This is a genomic window from Rhodococcus sp. EPR-134 (assembly GCF_001647205.1).
GTDB classification, from domain to species: Bacteria; Actinomycetota; Actinomycetes; order Mycobacteriales; family Mycobacteriaceae; genus Rhodococcus_F; species Rhodococcus_F qingshengii.
In genome coordinates this window covers 1-20719 of the sequence record NZ_LVCT01000360.1, presented here as the reverse complement: position 1 = coordinate 20719, position 20719 = coordinate 1, and the positions used below count along the sequence as shown (strand labels likewise).

At 64.6% G+C, this 20719-nt stretch carries 16 protein-coding genes; 6 read left to right on the top strand and 10 right to left on the bottom strand.

Features of this window, described 5'->3' with window-relative positions; genetic code table 11:
- Positions 1 to 48: 48 nt before the first annotated feature.
- The 3 genes from A2J01_RS16160 to A2J01_RS16150 all read right to left on the bottom strand — a co-directional run bounded on the left by A2J01_RS16160 (position 49) and on the right by A2J01_RS16150 (position 2767).
- Positions 49 to 1056, bottom strand: coding sequence for a heme/hemin ABC transporter substrate-binding protein (locus tag A2J01_RS16160; RefSeq protein ID WP_003946195.1), 1008 nt, complete (start codon positions 1054 to 1056; stop codon positions 49 to 51).
- On the bottom strand, positions 1053 to 1739 hold the full coding sequence (locus tag A2J01_RS16155; protein WP_064113094.1) for a biliverdin-producing heme oxygenase: 687 nt from the start codon (positions 1737 to 1739) through the stop codon (positions 1053 to 1055). The genes A2J01_RS16160 and A2J01_RS16155 overlap by 4 nt, the downstream gene beginning before the upstream one ends.
- A 92-nt stretch (positions 1740 to 1831) precedes the next feature.
- Positions 1832 to 2767: an aldo/keto reductase gene (locus A2J01_RS16150; RefSeq protein ID WP_003946175.1), complete on the bottom strand. Its 936-nt coding sequence runs from the start codon at positions 2765 to 2767 to the stop codon at positions 1832 to 1834.
- Between the two features lie 228 nt (positions 2768 to 2995).
- Here A2J01_RS16150 and A2J01_RS16145 point away from each other — a divergent pair, with 228 nt between their 5' ends.
- From A2J01_RS16145 to A2J01_RS16130, 4 genes are read left to right on the top strand one after another with little or no spacing between them, the layout of a single operon-like run.
- Positions 2996 to 3841, top strand: a complete 846-nt coding sequence (locus tag A2J01_RS16145) for an undecaprenyl-diphosphate phosphatase (protein ID WP_030537531.1) — start codon at positions 2996 to 2998, stop codon at positions 3839 to 3841.
- A 58-nt stretch (positions 3842 to 3899) separates the two neighbouring features.
- Complete coding sequence (locus A2J01_RS16140; RefSeq protein ID WP_003946173.1) at positions 3900 to 4595, top strand: histidine phosphatase family protein; 696 nt, start codon at positions 3900 to 3902, stop codon at positions 4593 to 4595.
- 55 nt (positions 4596 to 4650) lie between these two features.
- A complete protein-coding gene (locus tag A2J01_RS16135; RefSeq protein WP_003946200.1) occupies positions 4651 to 5250 on the top strand; it encodes a DUF3090 domain-containing protein in 600 nt (199 codons plus the stop codon).
- Between the two features lie 4 nt (positions 5251 to 5254).
- Positions 5255 to 6061, top strand: coding sequence for an SCO1664 family protein (locus A2J01_RS16130; protein WP_064113093.1), 807 nt, complete (start codon positions 5255 to 5257; stop codon positions 6059 to 6061).
- Here A2J01_RS16130 and A2J01_RS16125 read toward each other — a convergent pair.
- A complete protein-coding gene (locus A2J01_RS16125) occupies positions 6058 to 6516 on the bottom strand; it encodes a MarR family winged helix-turn-helix transcriptional regulator (RefSeq protein ID WP_064113092.1) in 459 nt (152 codons plus the stop codon). The two genes, A2J01_RS16130 and A2J01_RS16125, sit on opposite strands and share 4 nt — an antisense overlap.
- 127 nt (positions 6517 to 6643) lie before the next feature.
- On the opposite strand from A2J01_RS16125, the gene A2J01_RS16120 reads away from it, so the two are divergent.
- Together A2J01_RS16120 and mshC are read left to right on the top strand one after the other, a co-directional pair.
- Complete coding sequence (locus A2J01_RS16120) at positions 6644 to 8734, top strand: MMPL family transporter (RefSeq protein WP_225320402.1); 2091 nt, start codon at positions 6644 to 6646, stop codon at positions 8732 to 8734.
- A gap of 10 nt (positions 8735 to 8744) precedes the next feature.
- Positions 8745 to 9986, top strand: coding sequence for a cysteine--1-D-myo-inosityl 2-amino-2-deoxy-alpha-D-glucopyranoside ligase (gene mshC, locus A2J01_RS16115; RefSeq protein WP_047270508.1), 1242 nt, complete (start codon positions 8745 to 8747; stop codon positions 9984 to 9986).
- A 57-nt stretch (positions 9987 to 10043) separates the two neighbouring features.
- On the opposite strand, the gene A2J01_RS16110 is transcribed toward mshC, so the two are convergent.
- The 6 genes from A2J01_RS16110 to A2J01_RS16085 all read right to left on the bottom strand — a co-directional run bounded on the left by A2J01_RS16110 (position 10044) and on the right by A2J01_RS16085 (position 20437).
- Positions 10044 to 14219: a TIGR02680 family protein gene (locus tag A2J01_RS16110; protein ID WP_064113091.1), complete on the bottom strand. Its 4176-nt coding sequence runs from the start codon at positions 14217 to 14219 to the stop codon at positions 10044 to 10046.
- The gene (locus tag A2J01_RS16105) at positions 14216 to 15658 is read right to left on the bottom strand and encodes a TIGR02678 family protein (RefSeq protein WP_042450991.1); all 1443 of its coding nucleotides are present in this window, start codon (positions 15656 to 15658) and stop codon (positions 14216 to 14218) included. Before A2J01_RS16105 ends, A2J01_RS16110 begins: the two co-directional genes overlap by 4 nt.
- Positions 15655 to 17160: a TIGR02677 family protein gene (locus tag A2J01_RS16100; protein WP_007733760.1), complete on the bottom strand. Its 1506-nt coding sequence runs from the start codon at positions 17158 to 17160 to the stop codon at positions 15655 to 15657. Before A2J01_RS16100 ends, A2J01_RS16105 begins: the two co-directional genes overlap by 4 nt.
- Before the next feature lie 33 nt (positions 17161 to 17193).
- Positions 17194 to 18279 carry a hypothetical protein gene (locus A2J01_RS16095; protein WP_019748530.1) on the bottom strand — a complete coding sequence of 362 codons (1086 nt, stop codon included), beginning with the start codon at positions 18277 to 18279 and terminating at the stop codon, positions 17194 to 17196.
- Positions 18280 to 18425: 146 nt separating this feature from the next.
- Positions 18426 to 19586, bottom strand: coding sequence for an MFS transporter (locus tag A2J01_RS16090; protein WP_050655280.1), 1161 nt, complete (start codon positions 19584 to 19586; stop codon positions 18426 to 18428).
- Positions 19583 to 20437, bottom strand: a complete 855-nt coding sequence (locus A2J01_RS16085) for a PAC2 family protein (RefSeq protein ID WP_223257810.1) — start codon at positions 20435 to 20437, stop codon at positions 19583 to 19585. Before A2J01_RS16085 ends, A2J01_RS16090 begins: the two co-directional genes overlap by 4 nt.
- Positions 20438 to 20719: the final 282 nt, after the last annotated feature.

Genomic DNA, 20719 nt, shown 5'->3' with positions numbered 1-20719 from the left:
GGAACTACCTGTCTCTGTACTCACGAATCAGCACTCACGAATCTTTGCTCACGATCCACCGGGCTCGTAGATCGCTTCGGCGAGTGCCGCCATGACGCGTCCGGTGTTGGGCCCGAAGCTGAGCAGTACACCGTCCGCCATGTCGACTACTCGTTTGTTCTTTCCAGCCGGCGTCTGCGCGATGCCAGGGACCTTTTCGAGGCCGTCGATTCCGCCGATCGATGCCAATCCGTCCGTCATCATCAGCAGGGCGTCAGGCGCTGCGGCGATGAGCGCTTCGCTGGTGATGGGCACGAACTGTTGTGTGATGCCCGAGGCGGTTCCTGCATCGGTGGCGCCGAGTGCCTCGATCAAGGAATCTGCTCCGGACCCTTCACCGCCGATCATGGTGATGGCCGATCCGCGCATGTAGAGGAATGCGATTTTCAGTGGATCGCCCTCGGTGGGGACCAGGTCGCGAGCTCCAGCGATTTCCGATTCGGTCCGATCGACCAGCGCCGCGCCCTGGGCGGGGACGCCGAGCGCGTCGGCGACGGCCTGGAGTTGTCCTGGCACACCCTCGAGTGTTCGGGTCGGATCGAAGAAGACGACGGGAACACCGGCGGCGCGCAACTGATCCTGGACGCTCTTGGGCCCGATACTCGTGTCGGTGAGAACAACGGTGGGATTGAGGTCGAGAATTGCCTCGGTATTGAGCGATTGGCCGCCGACCGTGACAACCGGCACGTCCGCGACTGCGGGGAACTTGGCTGCGGTGTCGCGGCCGACGAGATTGTCACCGAGGCCGAGCGCCACCGTCGTCGTCGCGAGCGTCCCGTAGCGGTCGGCCGCAACGATCCGGCTGTTGTCGGTGATGGTCACGTCGACGCCGTCGAAGCTCTTCACCGTCACGGGCAGTGTCGCGGTCGGGTTGTCGGACACGGGAACCGGGCTGGAATCTTCGAGTACCGCGGTCCTGGCGCCCTGAGATGTCGTGGAATTGTCGCTGGGACCGCAAGCCACCAGACCGAAACCGGCTGCTGCGACCAGAGCCGCCGCGGCCAAGCGCTTCATCATTTGACGAGGTAGCTCTCGATGTCGCCTTCGAGGTCGGCGAACAGGTCGCCGTTGAGGCGGTATGCCAGATTCACCTCGTCGATGAAACGCTGCTGTTCCTCGGCAGGAATCTGCAGTGCATCCAGATTCGAGCGGTAGTCGTCCTTGAAAGGCTTCGGCTTTGGGATGCCTTCGAAGATGTAGAAGCGAAGTCCGTCGGTCTCGAATCCGTAGGCGCGTTCGAGCATCCGGCGGATGATCTGTCCGCCCGAGAGATCGCCCATGTACCGAAGGTAGTGATGTGCGACGAAGCCGGCAGGCCAATCGAACGCCACCTCCTTCAGGCGGGCGATGTAACGCTCGGTTGCCGGCCGGGCCACGAGTTCGTCGCGCCAGTTCGGTCCGCCGAGGAACTCGAGATCGGCTTCGAGTGAAGCCACGCGCAACAGATCCTCGGACAGGAACGGGGCGACCAACTCGTTGTCGGCGTGTGTGCGGCCGGCCTCTTCGAGGCTCGTGTAGACGAGGTACGTCTGTCCCAGAAGTGCGGCGTAGCCAGCCGTGGTCAGCTCACCGCCGAGTAGAGCGCCTACGAATCGCGACTGCTCCGTCTCGCGGTGTGCTGCGTCCGTCTCGGTCTTGATTCGTTCGGAGAAGGCTGGGCCTGCGTCTGCGGAAAGGCTGTCTACGTCGAGCGTGGTCATTGATTCTCCTGAGGCTGTAGTCAAGCGTTGCCTACTAGGTTAGCCTGCCCTCGCCAACACGATACCTCCGGTATTTCGATCAGCGGGACAGATCAAGCGCTCACATCGTCGAGAGCCGCGGCAATCGCTTTCGGAAGTTCCAATTCTTCGGTTGCCAGTACTCCTGTCAACTGGGCGAGATCACGCGTGCCGACGACGGCGCTGGCCACCCCGGCGCGATCGCGCGCCCAGGCCAGTGCCACCGCCAGTGGGGAAGTACCCAGACCGTCGGCAGCGGTAACGACTGCGTCGACCACCCGGATCGAGGAATCGGTCAGATAGCTCTGCACATCCTGCGAATGTGCTTCGTCGGCGCCGCGGGAATCGACGGGAATGCCGTCGCGGTACTTGCCGGTCAGCACACCGCCCGCGAGGGGTACTGCGGCGAACACTCCGACGCCGTGATGGGCCGCCGCTGCGAACAATTCTTCCTCGACGCCGCGTGCGAGCAACGAGTACTCGGCCTGCGTCGCGGCGAGTGTTGTTGCGCCACCGGCTCCTACGGCCGTCGCGAGCTGCCAGCCGAGGTAGCCGCGAACTCCGACGTACCGCACCTTGCCGCTCGAGACGGCGTAGTCGAGGGTTGCTGCAACCTCGTCGACGGGCGTGAGCGGATCCCAGGTTGCGACCTGCCACATGTCGAGGAAGTCGGTTCCGAGTTCACGAAGAGTCGCGTCGAGCTGGCGGAGCAATCCGCGCCGCGAGCAGTCGACGCGGTCGGTGCCGATCGGTGTGGGGTCGATGCCGGCGCTCGAGCTGATGATGAGTTCGTCACGTGGAACGACGTCGTCGAGCAACTCGGCGAGGATCCGTTGCGCCGCACCGGCGCCGTAGGCGGGCGAGGTGTCGACCAGGGTTCCGCCGGCCTCGGCGAACGCAAGTAGCTGTGCAGCAGCCTCGTCGCCGTCCGTGTCGCGTCCCCATGTCAGTGTGCCGAGCCCAAGTCGCGAGACCCGAAGTCCGCTCGTTCCGACAGATCTGTGCTTCATAACCGCCTGCATCTCGCGCCCGACTCGTGTGCGCAAGTGCGGCACCCGAGAGATCTCACCACGTGCAGACTAGTAGGCGCTCGCCTCGAGTCGGGGTATTCGGACACGGACGTGCCGGGCGCGGCGCGGCGCCGTGGGCCCCGGTAGCGTGGCGCCGGTGAAACGTGAACCCGACACACGAAACCTGTGTGCAGTAACCCCATTCGAATCAGCCGGGATCGGTGAGTGATGGGCGAAGCGATGACCTGGCTCCAGGCCGTGATCCTGGGCCTCGTGCAGGGCTTGACCGAGTTCCTGCCCATCTCGTCTTCCGGACATTTGCGAATCGTGTCGGAGATATTCTTCGGCAGTGACGCCGGCGCGTCGTTCACCGCGGTGACGCAGCTCGGCACCGAGTTGGCGGTCCTGATCTACTTCGCACGCGACATCGTGAGGATCATCACTGCCTGGTTCCGAGGTGTGTTCAATGCCGAGCACCGGGGCGATCTCGATTACCGGATGGGCTGGTACGTCATCATCGGCACCATCCCGGTCGGCATCCTCGGGTTCTTCTTCAAAGACCAGATCCGTACCGGCGCACGCAATCTGTGGCTGATTGCCACGATGCTGATCGTGTTCGCGCTCGTCATCGCTGCTGCCGAGTACTACGGACGCAAGACGCGCCCGATCGAATCGCTCACAGCGCGCGACGGCATCATCATGGGTTCGGCTCAGGCGCTCGCGCTCATCCCGGGTGTCTCACGTTCGGGTGGCACGATCAGTGCCGGCCTTTTCCTCGGACTCACCCGTGAGGCCGCAGCCCGTTACTCGTTCCTGTTGGCGATTCCGGCAGTTCTCGCCTCCGGTTTGTTCAGCCTCCCGGATGCCTTCGAGCCGGCCGGTGAGGGTCTGAACGCGAGCGGTCCGCAGTTGCTGGTGGCAACCGTCATCGCCTTCGCGGTCGGTTACGCAGCGATCGCCTGGCTGCTTCGATTTGTTGTCGATCACTCCATGTACTGGTTCGTCGGATACAGAATCGCTCTCGGCGTAGTCGTCCTTGCGTTGCTGGCCACAGGGGTCGTGTCCGCGACATAGGGCCCGTTTCGACGTCGACCACCCGTCCGTGCGGCCACCGCCCCATTAGGGTTGTGGAATGACAGTTGTCCTACTGCGGCACGGGCGGTCGACGTCCAACACTGCCCATACCCTGGCCGGTCGAACGCCGGGTGTGGAACTCGACGACCACGGCCGGAAACAGGCCGAAGGCGTCGTCGATCGGCTGGTCGGTCTGGACATCGCGGAGATCGTCCGCTCGCCGCTGTTGCGGTGTGAGCAGACGGTCGGCCCCATTGCCGTCGACCGTGGTCTGACGCCGGTGGTCGAGGATCGCCTCATCGAGGTCGATTACGGCGACTGGACGGGTCGCCCGCTCAAGGAACTCTTGGAAGAACCGCTCTGGAAAGTGGTGCAGCGCCACGCTTCCGGTGCAGTGTTTCCCGGCGGTGAAGGGCTGGCCCAGGTACAGGCGCGAGCCGTTGCCGCGATCCGAGAGCACGACGCACGGCTGGCCGAAGAACACGGCAAGGACGTCGTCTGGATCGCGTGCACGCACGGTGACGTCATCAAATCGGTTCTCGCCGACGCGTTTGCGATGCATCTCGATTCGTTCCAGCGCATCGTCGCCGAGCCCGCCTCGGTCAGTGTGATTCGCTACACGGCGACACTGCCGTTCGTTCTTCGCGTCAACGACACCGGAGACGTGCTCGCCGCGATCGGTGCAGCGAAGGCCGCGACCAACGGTTCGGCTCCCGCGCAGGAGTCCGTCCCCGGCGGAGAGGTCGGTGCGTGAGCTGTGACGGATAATGGGTATTCAGTGATGTTCTGCTCGAACTCGAGGAGGTGCAATGTCGCGCGCGATTCACGTATTTCGCACTCCTGACCGATTTGTCGCAGGAACGGTGGGCGAACCCGGTGACAGGTCTTTCTATCTCCAGGCCGTGCACGAATCACGGGTGGTGAGTGTGCTGCTCGAGAAGCAGCAGGTTCAGGTTCTCGCCGATCGCATGGGCTTACTCCTCGAAGAGGTACATCGACGCTTCGGAACCGAGGTTCCGCCACAAGCCGACGACGTCTCCGACCTCAGCCCGCTGGTCACACCGCTCGACGCGGAGTTCCGGGTCGGCACGATGGGGCTCGGTTGGGACGCCGATGCCGGCGCGGTCGTCGTGGAGCTGCTTGCCGTCAGCGAGACGGAGTTCGACGAATCGGTTGTCCTCGACGACGCCGACGACGGTCCGGACGCAGTCCGTGTGTTCCTGACTCCGGAGCAAGCGCGCGAGTTTTCGCTGCGGTCCGAACGCGTCATCGCGGCGGGACGCGCGCCGTGCCCGCTGTGTGGTGAACCGTTGGCGCCCGAGGGGCACGTCTGCATCCGCACCAATGGGTACCGACGCGGCGAGTCCTTCGGTTTCGCGATCGACGACGCAGACGACGACGAGGTCTGACGTCGTGTCCGAACCTGGTGTGCCGGACGTGCTGCTCGAGGGTGATCTGACTCTGATCGGTCAGATCACCACAGCGAGCAACGCCACGCTGGTATGTGAGTCGACTCTGGGGGAGCAGTCCACCCGTGTGGTCTACAAGCCGGTGCGGGGTGAACGCCCACTGTGGGATTTCCCGGACGGCACTCTGGCGGGGCGTGAGGTCGCGTCGTACCGCGTGTCCGAGGCGCTGGGTTGGGGAGTGATTCCGCGAACAGTGTTGCGGGACGGCCCCTTCGGTCCAGGCATGGTGCAGCGATGGATCGACACCGTCGATCGCCGCGCGGATGGATCTGGCGGACTCGAGATGGTGGACCTGTGCAGTCCCGGCAACGTTCCGCCGGGGTGGTTCGAGGTCCTGCAGGCCTTCGACTCGGAGGGTGAACCAGTCTCCCTGATCCATGCGGACGATCCACGGCTGCATCGAATGGCCGTTCTGGACGTCCTCATCAACAACGCCGACCGCAAAGGTGGTCACGCCCTCGAAGGCGTCGACGGCTCGGTGTACGGCGTTGATCACGGAATCTGTCTTCACTCGGAGAACAAGCTGCGGACCGTGTTGTGGGGGTGGGCCGGGCAGCCCGTACCCGGTGCTTTGATCGCCGACGTCGCCGAATTCGCGACAACTCTCGACGGGGATCTCGGCGACGAGTTGTCCGAACTGATCACCGAAGAGGAAATCGTGGCCTTGGCGGTGCGGGCGATGCAGTTCGCCGAGTCCGCTGTGATGCCTGAGCCGAACGGCCATCGAACGATTCCCTGGCCGGCCTTCTAGTCGCGAGACGTTTCCCGCTGTTCGCGAGTTGCCGTCAATCCGGGTGAGCGAACCAATCGCAGTAGTTGTTCGCGCAGCGCGGCGACATCCCCGACGCCGACGGTCAACGCCGCATCTTCCTTCTCGAGCGTCAGTAGTCGCTCGTACGTCAGTCTTCCGGCGTCGGTTATCGCGATCACGCGCCGACGCTCGTCCCTCGGATCGGTGTCACGAGTGACGTAACCCGCTCGTTCGAGACGGTCGATCGTGCGGCTCATCGTCTGATCGGTGACGCGGGCGTTCTTCGCGATGTCGCGTTGAGACGCCGCCCCACCGGCGATCGAGTGGAGCACGATCAGGCCCGCGTGCGTCATGTCCTGAGACCGCAAGACCTTCTCCCACGAGTGCTCCACCAGGCGTGCAGCGGTGGACAACAGCCGGCCGGTGGGCCAGTCGTCCAGGCCGTCGCTGCTCATTTTTCTGCCTTCCGTTTGCAATTACTCAGCATGCTGAACAAAATAGTCGGCAAGTCCTCTGCTGCCGATCCCTGGAGACCCAGTGAGCACACCAGTACAAAATCGTCCTGTTCGTCGCCTTCGATGGATTGTGCCAGCTCTCCTCGTGATCGGCTGGCTGGCAATCGGAGGATTCGGCGGTCCGTTCGCCGGAAAGCTCAGCACGGTGCAGCAGAACGACAACACGTCGTTCCTGCCCGCGTCGGCCGAAGCGACCGAGGTGGCAAAGCTTCAAGAGAGCTTCACGGACACGCGCTTCGTGCCGGCCATCATCGTGGCGGAACGACCGGGTGGCCTCGAGCCCGCCGACTCCACCTTCCTTTCCCAGACCGTCGATTCGTTCGTCGGTACCGAAGGATTCGGCGACGCCTCATCGCCGCCGATCCCGTCGGCCGACGGCCAGGCACTCCAGATGTTCCTGCCGGTCGACAGCACCCTCGAAGTCAAGGACAGCGTGAAAGCGCTGCGCGCGGCGCTGGAGTCGAGCCCTGACGGACTGACAGTCAAGGTCACCGGCCCCGCTGGGCAGGTTGCGGATCTGTCGGCAGCATTCGCCGGTATCGACGGATTGCTGTTGTTGGTAGCCGGATCCGTCGTGATCGTGATCCTGATCATCGTCTACCGAAGCCCGATCCTGCCGTTCGTGGTGATCTTCTCGGCGATCTTCGCACTCGGATTGTCGAGCTTGCTCGTGTATCTGCTCGCGGACGCGGACGTCATCGCACTGAACGGTCAGAGCCAGGGCATCCTGTTCATCCTCGTGTTCGGTGCCGCCACCGACTACGCGCTACTGCTGGTCTCTCGCTACCGGGAAGAATTGCGGATCGAGAAGGACAAGTACGCAGCAATGCGCACTGCGTGGCGCGCGACGCTCGAACCTGTCGCAGCGTCTGCAGGAACGGTCATCGCGGGCGTTCTGTGCCTGTTGCTCTCCGACCTGAACTCGAACCGCGGACTCGGTCCGGTGGCCGCCATCGGTATCGCCGCGTCCTTCCTCGCATCGATGACCTTCCTACCTGCTGTCCTGGTTCTGTTCGGGAGGACGGCGTACTGGCCGACCAAGCCGAAGTTCGATGCCGACCGCGAGCACCACGACGAGGCGAACGATCACCGGTTCTGGGCCGGGCTCGCTGCTCGAATCGGTAGGCATCCGCGCCGCTTCTGGGTGGCGTCGACGCTGGTGCTGGTGATCTTCGCGATGATGATGCCGCAGTTCAAAGCCAGCGGTGTCTCGTCGTCCGACATCTTCTTGCTCGATGTCGATTCGGTTGCAGGCCAGGAGATTCTCGGCGAGCACTTCGACGCGGGTTCGGGTTCACCGGCCGTGGTCATCGCGAATGCAGACCAAGTGGATGCCGTTGCGGCAGCCAGTCGCGTGGAGGGTGTCAGCGACGTAAGCGTCGTGCAGAACGGGGGAGCGCCTCTGGTTGTCGACGGGCGAGTCTCCCTGCAGGCGACGTTGACTGACGCTGCCGACTCGCTCGAGGCCGAAGACACCATCGTGCGACTGCGTGATGCAGTTCACTCAGTGGAGGGTGCCGACGCATTGGTCGGTGGCGTCACTGCGACCGACCTCGACACGAAGACCACCTCGACACGGGACCGGACACTCATCATTCCCGTGGTGATCATCGTGGTGTTCGTGATTCTCTCGCTCTTGCTGCGTTCGCTTCTCGCACCGCTGCTTCTCATGGGCACCGTTGTGCTCTCGTTTGCTGCGACACTGGGCATTTCGTCGCTGGTGTTCGACCACATCTTCGGTTTCCCCGGCGCGGATCCGGTGGTCCCGCTCTTTGCGTTCGTGTTCCTCGTGGCTCTGGGAATCGACTACAACATCTTCCTCATGACGAGGGTGCGTGAGGAAGCGCTGAAGATCGGCACCAGGGCGGGCGCTCTGCGGGGACTCACGGTGACCGGCGGGGTGATCACATCTGCCGGAGTTGTTCTGGCAGCAACCTTCTCGGCGTTGGCGGTGATCCCGCTGTTGTTCCTCGCCCAGATCGCGTTCATCGTGGCGTTCGGTGTCCTGCTCGACGCTCTGATCGTCCGATCCTTGCTGGTCCCGGCCTTGACCTACGACATCGGTCAGAAGATCTGGTGGCCGAGCAAGCTCGCGTCGACGCCCGAACCGGAGCAGGATCAGCCAGCACCTTCCCAGCCTCAGAGCAGTCTCCACTAGGCTCGGCAGCATGCAGTCTTGGTCCGATACCGCACTCCCGTCCGTTCCCGGTCAGGGGCCGCCGTTGCGGCTGTACGACACAGCCGACCGTCAGGTTCGCCCCGTCACCCCGGGCGAGAAGGCGACGATGTACGTCTGCGGCATCACCCCGTACGACGCCACCCACCTCGGCCACGCGGCCACGTACCTCACGTTCGACCTCGTGAACCGAATCTGGCGCGACGCCGGACACGATGTCCACTACGTCCAGAACGTGACCGACGTGGACGACCCGCTGTTCGAGCGAGCCAATCGCGACGGCGAGGACTGGATCGTCCTCGGCATGCGTGAGACGGCACTCTTCCGAGAGGACATGGAAGCGCTGCGTGTGCTTCCGCCGAAGGACTACATCGGCGCCGTCGAATCGGTGAACGAAGTAGTGGAGTTGGTGGAGAAGTTCGTGGCGTCCGGCGCCGCGTACATCGTCGACGACGCGGAGTTCCCCGACGTCTACTTCCGTGCCGACGCGACCGAGCAGTTCGGCTACGAGTCGGGCTACGACCGCGCGACGATGGAGAAGTTCTTTGCCGAACGCGGCGGAGATCCCGATCGCGTCGGAAAGCGCAATCCGCTCGACGCACTTGTCTGGCGTGCGGAGCGTCCGGGCGAGCCCTCGTGGCCCTCACCCTTCGGGCCGGGGCGCCCCGGCTGGCACATCGAATGCGCGGCCATTGCACTCAACCGCATCGGCTCCGGCTTCGACGTCCAGGGCGGTGGCAGCGATCTGATCTTCCCGCACCACGAGTTCTCGGCTGCGCATGCCGAATCGGCAACGGGTGATCGCCGATTCGCGCGGCACTATGTGCACACCGGCATGATCGGTCTCGACGGCGAGAAGATGTCGAAGAGTCGCGGAAACCTGGTCTTCGTCTCCAAGCTGCGCGGCGAGGGGGTGGACCCAGCGGCAATCCGTCTCGGACTTCTGTCCGGCCACTACCGCCAGGATCGCGCGTGGACCGATCAGGTCCTCGCGGATGCTCAGTCGCGCCTGAAGGTGTGGCGCGAGGCAGCAGCTCTCGGTTCTGCGCCGTCTGCCACTGACACTGTTGCGCGTTTGCGTCAGCACCTGGCCGACGATCTCGACACCCCGAAGGCGCTCGACGCGCTCGACGGTTGGGCCCGCCGCGCCATCGAGGGCGGCGGATCCGACACGCAGGCACCCGGCGATTTCGCCGATGCCGTTGACGCCCTACTGGGTATTTCGCTTCGCTGAACCCCTGCTGTGCGCCTTTATTAAGCGCGGGCGGTTAATAAAGGCGCACAGCAGTTTCTAGGCGTAGTCCAACGCACCTTCGGCGGGTGTCGGCACCCGGCGCCGTAGCGGCGAGCCCAATGCCCTCGCCAGATCCGTTCCGTCGTGCTCGGCAAGCAGCTCACCGTTCGACCAGACCAGCAGCGCGGCGCTGACAGCCTGTTCGGCCGTGGAGTGCGCGAGGTCGTAGTGCGCACACCCGGGGACGTCTGCGTATGTGATCCACAGGTCGTAGCCGGTCATGAAGAGGTCCAGGTCGAACTGAACGCTCAAGCCGAGAAGCTCGCTGCGACCGTTGTCGTCGACACCGGCGAAAGCCTCGTCGAGTGCCAGCAGACGCGGGGCGTGCGGGTCGGCCGAGTCCAACATGACGTGCGCCGCCGCGAAGAGCGGAAGGTGCAGCGAGACGGACTGCTCGCCACCGGACAGCGCGCTGTGCCGCGCGACGGTAAGACGGTCTTCCTTGCCCTCACCGCTGATGAGGGTGAACGAGAACACGCGCCATTGACGGTAGTCGAGCGCCGAGGACAGAATCTCCGGGTACGAGCGTTCGGGGTGCGCCGCGCGGGCGGTACGGATCTGCGTCGCGAAATGTGCTCGCAGAGTTGCCAGTTCATCGACGCCGAGGGCCGACGCGTCTCGATCCAGCAGCTTGGAGATCGCCCGCGAGCTGTCGTCGAGGTTGTCGGCGAGCACCCAGTGAACGCCGATGGTATTACCTGAGGACATCCGACGCTCACGCATCTCGGTGCCCATCTGTGCGATCAACTCGCGTGCGTCGACCGTGCGCTCGTGGATCTGCTGAGCCAATCCCGTCAACAGGGCATCTTCGAGAATGCGACGCTCGGATTCGGTGAGCAACTGCTCCTGATCGCCGCGAGCGGCGTGGTTCCGCGTTGCGAACTCGCCGATCGACGAATAGCCCTGATCGTCCTGGACTCGTACGACGGTCAGCCCATCCGGTGCATCCCACTGCAGACGGTAGTCCTGTCCGGCTGCTGCGAGTTGCGCGTCGAAGTCCTGCAGCGCCGAGGTCAGTGCCGTGCGGGTTGCCTTTCGGGCGCCGTCGGTGACTCGGACTGCCGAGGTCGCAGCCTCGAGCGCTCGGTACAACTTGTCGACGTCTTCGGGGAGGACAGGCGGGTGGGCTGCGTCCTCGCTGCGATCTTCGTTCTGGATGCGGTAGACCAACTGATCGGGGCTCATCCACGCCGCTGAACTTGCCGGCCAGCTCAGATGTTCCTTGACGCCCAACAACTCGAGAAGGTCCGGGCGCGCGTAGGGTGCGAGTCGCTCTGCATCACTGCGGGTTTCGGTCAGGGTGTGACGCAAGGTCTCCACGGCGGTGTTGTACGCACCCTCCGCCGTGCCGATCTGGAGGACGGCGGCGTCGTACGCCTTTCGCGCCGCACGCTGTTCGACCTTGCATTCTTCGATCTTCGCGCGGGCTTTTGCCAGGTCCAGGTCGATCTGCTCGGCGCTGGCACCGAGGGTGTCGCGCAGCGTCTCGAGACGCTGCACCTGCTGGAGCAGACTCTCCTCGGCGATGGCGGCTTCCTCGGCGAATTCCTCCGCATTGGCGCGTGATTCGTCGAGACGGTCGCGAGACTCGCGTTCGAGTTCGACTTCCTTGGCATGCTCCCGTCGGCAGCGCAGCGCCAGTTCCCCCTGCTTCTCGAAATGACGGATCGCCGCCGCGAGGGAGTCGAGTTCACGGCCGATATGCGGCGTCCGGTGCTGCGACGCCGTCGCTCGGAGTTGCTTTTCCTTCGCCGCGAGATCAGCGATCGCCGCATCGAGTTCTCGTTGTGCCGTTTCCGTGGCCTCCGAACGAGTACGGAGTGCGCCGGCGGATTCGGTGACCGTCTTGAGTGCGCGCAGGATCGAACCTGTCTTCGGCAATTCCTTTGCCGCAGAGTTGATCCGGCTCAGTTGCTCGTTGGTCTGCGCCACCAGTGCCATGGCCGTATCGACTGCCGCGGCAAGTTCTTCCAGAGCCGCGTCTATCTCGGTGATCCGAGCCTCGCGTCGACGCGCCCGTGCTGTGGTGCCGATGTACTCGGCGTCGGCCTTGACGTGCCGGCCACGCGCGACGCCCTGCCAGAAGCGGCCGTCGACGCCGATCGCGACGCTTGCGTCGGAGTCGCCCGGCGCCTCGACGAGACTGATCGACGCGAGAATGTCCTGTACCCGAGCGTCGGGTACGTCGGCATTGCCTTCGACCTCGAGGACGTCGGCCAGCGTTCGTCCCTTCGGACGCTGCTTGACGGGCAGAGCCGTCAGGAACTGCTCGCTGACGTGCTCGGGAATCTTCTCGTCCGGGCAGACCCAGCCGTCGAGCAGATTTGCCGCCTGGAGTGCGGATTCGATTCCCGTGGCCACGTCTGGTTCGACGGAATCGGCGAAGCGCACCAACTGCCATAGCGGTGCACCACCCAGTTCACTGCGGTTGTCGGAGCGTGCGTGGAAGGCAGGCGGAGCGTCGTCGTGTTCCGCGGAGACGGCCTTGCGCTCGGATTTGAGAGCCGCGATGGAGGCGTGTGATGCAGATATTTCAGCTTCGGCCTCACGTCGACGCTCGCGCAGCGTCTCGGTGCCGGCCACGGTGTGCTCGGCGAGAACTGCGGACAGCGCCGGAGCGTCTTCGTCGCCGACCTCGGCGAGCGCCGCGTCGAGAGCTTCGAACAGCGACGTGTCGGCGCCGACAGCCGAAAACAGGGAGGAGTGATCGGTCCACCACGCGCGCAGCCCGCTGGCGCACTGACTGCGTGCGAGTTCCACGGCAGCTTCGCCCTCGAGTACCGCGGCCTTGGACGCTTCGAGCAGCTCTTGTCCACGGCGAGAGCTGTTTTCGGCCCGGGTTCGTTCGGTCGCCGCCTTCTCGACGGTCGCCAGTGCGGTGCGGACGACGCGTACGTCACCGTCACGCTCCTCGGCATGGCCACGGACGGCTGCCGTGATCTGGTCACTGCGTGAGCCGTCGGGCAGGGGAGTCCAGACGATGCCGGCGTCCTCGGCTGCTGCCTGAAGTTCGTCCTCGGCGCGCGAGAGTGCTTCGGCCGCACGCTTGACTGACGATGCAGCCTTGTCGGCTTCGTCGCCGCGTTGAGCGAGTGCGGCCTGCGCTTTCCGGGACTTGTCTGCCTGCTGCTCGGTCGAGAGCTTGAGCGTCGCGACGGCCTGGGCGAGGTCGTCGAGTTGCTGTTTGCCTTCGTACGCGCTCGAGCGTTGCAGTGCTTCGACATTGGCGCGCGCGTTCTCGAGTGCCTGCTCGGCCTGGTTGAAGCGCTCCTCGGCTGCTGCCCGCGCCTCACGGCTGCGGGTCTGGGCGAGCGACGACTCGTCCATGGCGGCAACACCTCTGGTGACCGCTGCGAGGCGGGTGCTGACCTGTTCGATCTCTCCGCGAGACTGCTGACGCAGGTACTTGGTGTAGACCCCGATGAAACTCTGGGCTGCCTGATCGGCGGCCGCGAGCCCCTCGAGCGCGCGGCCGACTTCCTCCATGTCGCTGAACGAACGCGCAGCTTCGAGGACCAACTGATCGTCGAGTGGACGGAGACCGTCGGTGAGTGCCTGCGAAAGGCCCTTCGGGTCGAGGTTCTTCGCGAGCTGGGGACGGCGAAGCGTGAGAATGAGATTGATCAGCTGGTCGTAGCGCTGCACTCCGAGACCGAACATTCGCGCGTCGATGGCTGTGCGGTAGTCGAGGGGACGGTCGGTGATGGAATCGCTGCCGAGTTGTTCGGCCAACTGCTTCTTGGTGAGAGGACGATCGTCGTTGCCGATCAGCGAGAAGTCGACTCCGACGCGGCCGTCGGCGACGAAGTACCAGCGGGTGACCTTGTCGTTGGTTCGGGTTGCCCGCATTCCGATTCCCACGGTCACCGACTCGGGATCTTCGAGGGAGCCGCGGCAGAACTCCATCCACACGTAGGAGTGCGCGCTGTCCTGGCCCCGGTAGAGCAGGTTGGACTTCATCGTGCGCTCTTCACCGGCGAACGGGTTGAGGCGCCGCGGTTCGATGCGGCCGTCGAAGACGAACGGGAACAGGACCTCGAGGGCCTTGGTCTTGCCGGATCCGTTGGGTCCCCGCAGAACCAGTCGACCGTCGGCGAACGAGAACTCTTGGTCTCGGTAATCCCAGAGGTTGATGATTCCAGCCCGAGTAGGTCGGAAGCGGGCGTTGCTCATACGTTCTCTACCTCTGATAGTTCGCCGTTGGGGGAAGGTTCGGGGCCGAATTCGTCGACCGGATCCGGTGCGGAGTTGTCCACCGCGAAGTCGATCTGAGGATCGCGTTCGCGCACGGAGACCACGACGTCGCGGTACCGGGCAAGGACGGGCAACACCAGTACGCCGCCGTCGACCGCATGCGTCAGGCGTAGACGCTGCAACAACCCGAGCGCCTGCTTGCGCAGTCCGTTGTGATCGGCCTGCCACTGCGCCGCGAAGGTTCGCCCGAACTGGTCCACCAACTCGGTGACCTTGTCGGCGAGCCAGTCGTCGTCGATTTTCGGGTACGTGACGGGTTCCGGTGGCTCGGTCGGTTCGCCGGCAGGAAGCGGGAATTCTTCTTCCTCGTCGGCGAGGTCCTCGAAGATTCCAGCCTCGGGGATGGCGGCATCGAGTTGTTCGATCAGGTGATCGTCCGACACGTGCGGGATCGGAAGTTTCGGCAGTTCGGGAGCGTCGACGTCGAGTACGCGGTCGGCAATCTCGCCGGCCAGGAGAAGTGCCACCTGAGCGATCGTTCCGGTGCTCGGGAAGCGGACGTCGGAGAGTCGGCCGGTGGGATCGATCATCGCGATTCCCTCGGCGCGGCGCTCGGCCACCAACCCCGTCAGTAGTTCGACTTCCGACGCGGTCTTGGGCTGCGCCAACGCGATCAATTCGTGCTGATCGAGTTCACCGGCCAGTACGACCGGGCGCTCGACGAGTGCCCGACGTACTCGGCGTCCGATCTCTTTCGCGTCCACGGGAATTCCGTCGTCCTCGGAGGCGCTCGAGGTCTCGGCGGCCAGGAGTCCGCGGATGGAGTGAAGGTGCTGCAGGGCGCGCGGTGGACGGAACAGCGCTACGACGACGGAACGGTCGATGTCGTAGAGTGCTTCTCCCGCTTCGGGATTGGACGCCCAGCCGTTTGCGTCACCGTCGGCGAGGGCGATGGCGCCTCTGACTCCGAGCCAGCCCACTGCGTCGACGAAGGCGTCGCGGTCGGACGCACGATCGGTGGAGAGTTCGACGCCGTCGACTTGTGCAGCATCGGCCGCGACGTGATCCGCCAACTCCGACAACGTGATCTGGTTCCCGGCGCGGCCCAACGCGGCCAGGCACAATGCCAGGTAGGCGTAACGCGTGCGATCGAAGGTTCGCTCGGAGGCAGTTCGGGCCGGTGCCGACGGGTTGAGTCGATCCGACACCGTGAACAGGCGCGCGGTGGTCTCCGTCACCTCGAGGCGGTAGCCGAACAGTTCGAGTAGGTCGTCACGCAGCTCGGTGGCCCAACGGCGCAAGAGCGGCAACGCAATTCGATCCGGGTACGTCGAGGTGATCAGGTGGTTGGACAGGATCACTCGCGCCGCGCGTTGATACGAGTCGAGGGCAAGGGGCGTGATCTCGCGAGCTCTCATCGAACACTGACCTCGATGCCGTCGAGGTGCATACGCCCGCGGGCGGTCTTGATGGTGGTCGAACCGTCCGAGGGACTGAGCGTCAGCTTCACCCCGTTCTCACTACCGGTGGAACTCTTGACGCGTCCCACCACCGGAACACGCGCGGTCAGTGCTGCATTGAGCAGACTCAGCAAAACTTCGGTCTCCTGCTCGTTGAGTTCGCGCTGATAAACACCGTTCGACGCGAGGGATTGCGCCGCGGCACTGCGCGTACGTTGCGCCGCCAACTGCTCTTCGCGCAGGCGGCGGATGCTGCCGTCGTTGCGGGCAACTTTGCTCGGCAAGCCGGGTGAGGGCGGGCGGCCGGTTTCGGCGAGTGTTCGCGCGATCTCGACCGGCGGTGCCTCCCACCACGAACGTGAGTGAGAAATGATGTCGGCGTCCGGATGCACCATCGAGAGGTGGCGTGGACGGCCGAGGTCGAACACTGCCTGGAACAGAGCATGAGCTGCGTCTTCGGACGGCGTGGCGGCGAACCAGCCGGCGAGGTGCCGGAGCTGGCTCTCACGGCTGACACCGCCGCGACGGGTTTCCGTGACGCGGCGAAGTAGCGCGAGAACCGCGGCGATCGCGCTCATCGTGCCCTCACGCAGGCGTTCGGACTCGCTGATTCCCGATTCCGCAGAGACGAACCAGGCGGTCAATCCTCGCCAGCGCGCAGCCCAGTCGTCTTCGCGTTCGGTGATCGGGACGAACACCCGTTCGTCACTGGCGGCGGCGAGGCGGATCATGCGATCGACCCCGGTGGATTCGACGTGCTCGATCGCTTCCTTGAGCTTGGGGGCGTAGCGCGCCAGATCGGAGCTGAACTCCCGCATGTGCGTGAGCAGTGCGTCCTTGTGCGTGAGGAAAGCCTGCGGGGTGATCTCCGTGGTCCGTACGAGGTCCCCGAGGGTCAGATAGAAGTGCGCGGCTCGATCGGCCATGTCGGAGAGTGTCGAGTCGAGGCGCTTGAGCTTGCGGAAGATCAGATCGCCGTCGGAGCTTCGGTTGGCCTCGGCGAGTTCGGACATGTCTGCGAGCAGGTCCGGCAGAGCGAGACGCGAGAGCGACGCCGAGTCCAGGCGTGCGGCGAGAACGTCTTCGACCGATCGATAGACCTGGTATCCGGCCTGACCGAACTGGTAGACGAAGTGGCGATTGCGGTACTCGGCCAGCGTGGCCGCGCGGGTGCCGTCGTAGCTGCGCTCGAGGATCTCCCACACGTGGAGCTGATCCAACAGGGGAGTGACCTCTGCTGCCGACAGATCGGCCGCCGGATCCGATCCACCGATCTTCTCGAGGATGTGCGCGACGGCTCCGGCATGCAGCAGGACGGTGTAGTTGGCGCGAGCATGGTCGAAGGCACGAAGTACCCAGAGGTACTCGGCCCGTTTTTCCGCGATCGTGAACGAAAACAGCTTCAGTCGATTGGTGTCGGCGTACGCGGCGTAATCGGGCGCACTCGTTTCTTCCACCATGACAGGGTAGGCGAGAGACGCCCCCTCTTTTTCCTACGGGCGATCCGTAGCAGGGGATGCGGCGCGTCGCCACTGCGATTCGTTCTCGATCATCCATGTGAGCAGGTGCTCGGCCGCCGCCTCGTCGGAGTCCGGGCCGACCAGCAGATCGGCGAACGCTTGGCTGGGGGCGACGATGCGGATGCCGTCGCGGGTGAGCAATCGGTCGAAGGCAGACGGTGAGAGGGGAGCGGTGATCCACACGTCACCGCCGGATTCCACACGCCGTAGTCCGAGAGCGTCGGCGAACTGATCGACGTTGTCGGCATGGAAGTGGGCACGTCGAGTGGGCGCGTACCGAGCAAAGGGTGCGGCGGCCACCGAGGCGGTACCGGCGTAGATGTGACCGCTGAGCTGACGCAGTTGATCGAAGAGTGCTTCCAACCCGTCCGGCGCGTGAAAGCCGTGAGGCGTCGGCGCTTTGGCCCCGGCCTCAGCCGCCCATTCACGAAGCATCTTCGGCCAGCGGACGTCACCGATCCCACCGCGGGGGAGCCGGGTGACCAGTTCACGATCCGACAGTGTCTGAACCACCCGGTAGGTTGCTCCCGTCGATGCACCGGCCAGGCGCACCAAGGCAGTGATCGCCAGTGGCGCCGCGAAATCGGCAAGCGCACGCACGACGCGAGCTGACGGATCACCCGTCAGCTGTCCGGAAGGACGACCAGGCCCCCGCCACGGATCGGCGTCGGCTCCGCGTCCACGCACCCAGACGGCGGGTCGATCAGCGGTCAACGACACGTTGCCCGTGGCGTCTGCGTACGAAATCGCGTGGGAATCGAGCTGCCGGCGAACCGGCTCGGACAGATATTTTGCGCACACGAAGCCGGGTTGACCGGTGGGGAAGCGATCGGCGATACCGGGAACGTCGCTGCTCAGGACACCGTGAGCGGCGTAGACGCCGAATTTGGCCACCGCGCCGTCAGGGGAGCGGAGGTCGAGTCGGAGTGGCGCCTCGGACAGGTCGGGGGAGCGCTGTGTCGACAAAGACCACGTAGGAGGCAAATTTTCTTCGATGACGGCAACCGATCGCCGAAAAATGTCGATCGGCCGTTCCGGTTCCGACTCAGATTCGCTCATGTTCCAATGGTATCAATATCTGTCGACGACGGAAACACAAGATTTGCCGAATAATGTTCGCCCTGACAGCCTCGCGACAACGGTGCTCGCTTTCGCCGAGAAACTCACTACCTACACAACTTCAAATTCGAAATTGCCGAGATCGATCAGCGTTGCTTCGGCATGATCAGGGGAGCGACGACAGCGAGCAGTAGTGCGGGGATCAGGAAGCTCGCGGCAGGCGAAGAGTCGTAAATCGGTGTCAGGGCCAGGGGAGCAAGAGCGGCGCCGCCGAAGCGCATCGCTTGGACGACGGACACGGCGCCGCCACGGTTCGGCCCCGCGGATCCGAGGACCGCCGCGTTGACGCCGACCAGCACGAACTGGCTCGCGACGCCTGCGACAAACCATGCGATCGCGATCACCGGCACCAAGCCGGCAAGGCCGACGACGGAGACCAGAACTGCTCCGCCCAGGGCGCCGATCATCACGGAGGAGCGTGCGCCGATGCGATCGATGAGGATTCCGATGCGCCGGGCCGAGAGGATGCCGGCCACGCCGAAGACGGTGAGCAGTAGGCCGCGGACGGTGGGGGACAGCCCGAACTCGTCTTCGAAGCGGAAGGCGAGCAGGAAGCTCAGTCCACCGAGGGCGCCCCAGCCGAGCAATGCAGCGATACCGATGCGGAGCACTTCGGGGCGTAATGCATCGCGGAGACGGGCGGGAGTGGTCGCTGCCGGTGCTTCGGACTTCGGAAGTCCAACGGCTCCCAGAATGCCCGCGACCACTGCGATGACGAGAAAGGCCAGACGCCAGTCGAATTCGGCCGCCAGTCCGCCGATCAACGGAGCCGACGACTGCCCTGCGGCCTGGAAAGCGCCGAAGGCTCCGAGGGCTCGACCCAGCCGTGCCTGCGGTGTTGCGGCCGCCAACGAGGCAAGCAGTAGCGGCGTGGTGAATGCGTTCGCGGAGCCCTGCAGTACCCGGGCGGCAAGGAAGATCTCGAGTGTCGGGGCGAGGAAGCATGCCAACGACGCGAGGACGTAGACGCCGTATGCGATGCGCACCGTCCGAACCTTGCCCCACCGCGTCCCGAGCGTCCCGGACACCAACATCAGAGCGGCGAAGGGGAGCAGGTACGCGGTGAGGGAAGAGGCGGCCGCCGACGGACCGACCCCTAGATCGTCACCGATCTCGGGAAGGATCGAAGCAACCACGCCGCCGCCGAACGGGCCGAGGAACCCGCCGGCGTACAGCGCGATCAGTTGAAGCCGGAGGCGCAGTGGGCGCTGCGTACTTCCACCTTCTTCTGGAGTGTTCTTGCTCACAGTCCGAAGCTGCCGGGGCCTCGCCGTCTGAGGTAGCGCTCGAATTCCGCGGCGATGGCATCGCCGTCGATCTTGGAGATTGCTTCGCTGATGTCGGTTTCGGCGTCTCCCCGTTCTTCCAGGGTGCGCACGTATTCGCCGATTTCCTCGTCGTCCGCGGTCATTTCGTTGACCGCTTCCTCCCAATCCTCCGACTGAGCCGGGAGCTCCCCGAGTGGGACCTCGATGTCGAGAACATCCTCGACTCGTTGAAGGAGGGCCACTGTGGCCTTCGGGTTGGGTGGCTGCGAGACGTAGTGCGGAACCGCCGCCCAGAACGAAATAGCGGGTACACCAGCACGAACGCACTCGTCCTGAAGAACCCCGGTGATGCCCGTCGGGCCTTCGTACCGCGTCTGTTCCAGGTTGAATCGGGCGGCGGATTCACTGCTGTAGGCCGTGCCCGTCACCGGGACCGGTCGGGTGTGCGGAGTATCGGCGAGCAGGGCGCCGAGGATGACGACCGTCTTGACGTTCAGTTGGTCGATCAGCTCGAGCAGATCCTCGCAGAAACTGCGCCACCGCATGTTGGGCTCGATCCCGCGAAGCAGGACGATGTCGCTCTCGCTGCCAGGAGGCGAACAGACCGACAAACGTGTTGCCGGCCAAACGATTTCGCGAGTGACACCGTCGACCTGCCGGACTGTGGGGCGGTTGACCTGATAGTCGTAGTAGTCCTCTGAATCGAGTTCGGCGAGCGGCTGGGCATCCCAGATCAGCTCGAGATGTTCGACCGCACCGCTGGCTGCGTCACCGGCGTCGTTCCAGCCCTCGAAAGCTGCAACGAGGATGGGATCACGTAGGACAGGGATGTCGCCCTCGAGGCGGTCGCTGCTGTCGACGGCAAAGCCGTCAGGGCTCTCGAAGGCCGCGGAATCATCGAAATCGACCGGGCCGTCGGGAGTGACGGGGAACTCACTTGGACTCACCCACCCAGCCTACGGCCAGAGCTTGTCGGTGCGCCCACTACTCTGGACGGCATGTCTGCCCCATTTAACTCTGCCCTGCTTGATGCGCTGAAACAGCGCGTTGTCATCGGCGACGGAGCGATGGGCACCATGTTGCAGGCCGCGGACCTCACCCTGGACGACTTC

Excerpts from the sequence above, each read along its gene's own strand:
- A2J01_RS16160 (WP_003946195.1), bottom strand. The coding sequence starts at position 1,056 with ATGATGAAGCGCTTGGCCGCGGCGGCTCTGGTCGCAGCAGCCGGTTTC.
- A2J01_RS16155 (WP_064113094.1), bottom strand. The coding sequence starts at position 1,739 with ATGACCACGCTCGACGTAGACAGCCTTTCCGCAGACGCAGGCCCAGCC.
- A2J01_RS16150 (WP_003946175.1), bottom strand. The coding sequence starts at position 2,767 with ATGAAGCACAGATCTGTCGGAACGAGCGGACTTCGGGTCTCGCGACTT.
- A2J01_RS16145 (WP_030537531.1), top strand. The coding sequence starts at position 2,996 with ATGGGCGAAGCGATGACCTGGCTCCAGGCCGTGATCCTGGGCCTCGTG.
- A2J01_RS16140 (WP_003946173.1), top strand. The coding sequence starts at position 3,900 with ATGACAGTTGTCCTACTGCGGCACGGGCGGTCGACGTCCAACACTGCC.
- A2J01_RS16135 (WP_003946200.1), top strand. The coding sequence starts at position 4,651 with ATGTCGCGCGCGATTCACGTATTTCGCACTCCTGACCGATTTGTCGCA.
- A2J01_RS16125 (WP_064113092.1), bottom strand. The coding sequence starts at position 6,516 with ATGAGCAGCGACGGCCTGGACGACTGGCCCACCGGCCGGCTGTTGTCC.
- mshC (WP_047270508.1), top strand. The coding sequence starts at position 8,745 with ATGCAGTCTTGGTCCGATACCGCACTCCCGTCCGTTCCCGGTCAGGGG.
- A2J01_RS16110 (WP_064113091.1), bottom strand. The coding sequence starts at position 14,219 with ATGAGCAACGCCCGCTTCCGACCTACTCGGGCTGGAATCATCAACCTC.
- A2J01_RS16105 (WP_042450991.1), bottom strand. The coding sequence starts at position 15,658 with ATGAGAGCTCGCGAGATCACGCCCCTTGCCCTCGACTCGTATCAACGC.
- A2J01_RS16100 (WP_007733760.1), bottom strand. The coding sequence starts at position 17,160 with ATGGTGGAAGAAACGAGTGCGCCCGATTACGCCGCGTACGCCGACACC.
- A2J01_RS16095 (WP_019748530.1), bottom strand. The coding sequence starts at position 18,279 with ATGAGCGAATCTGAGTCGGAACCGGAACGGCCGATCGACATTTTTCGG.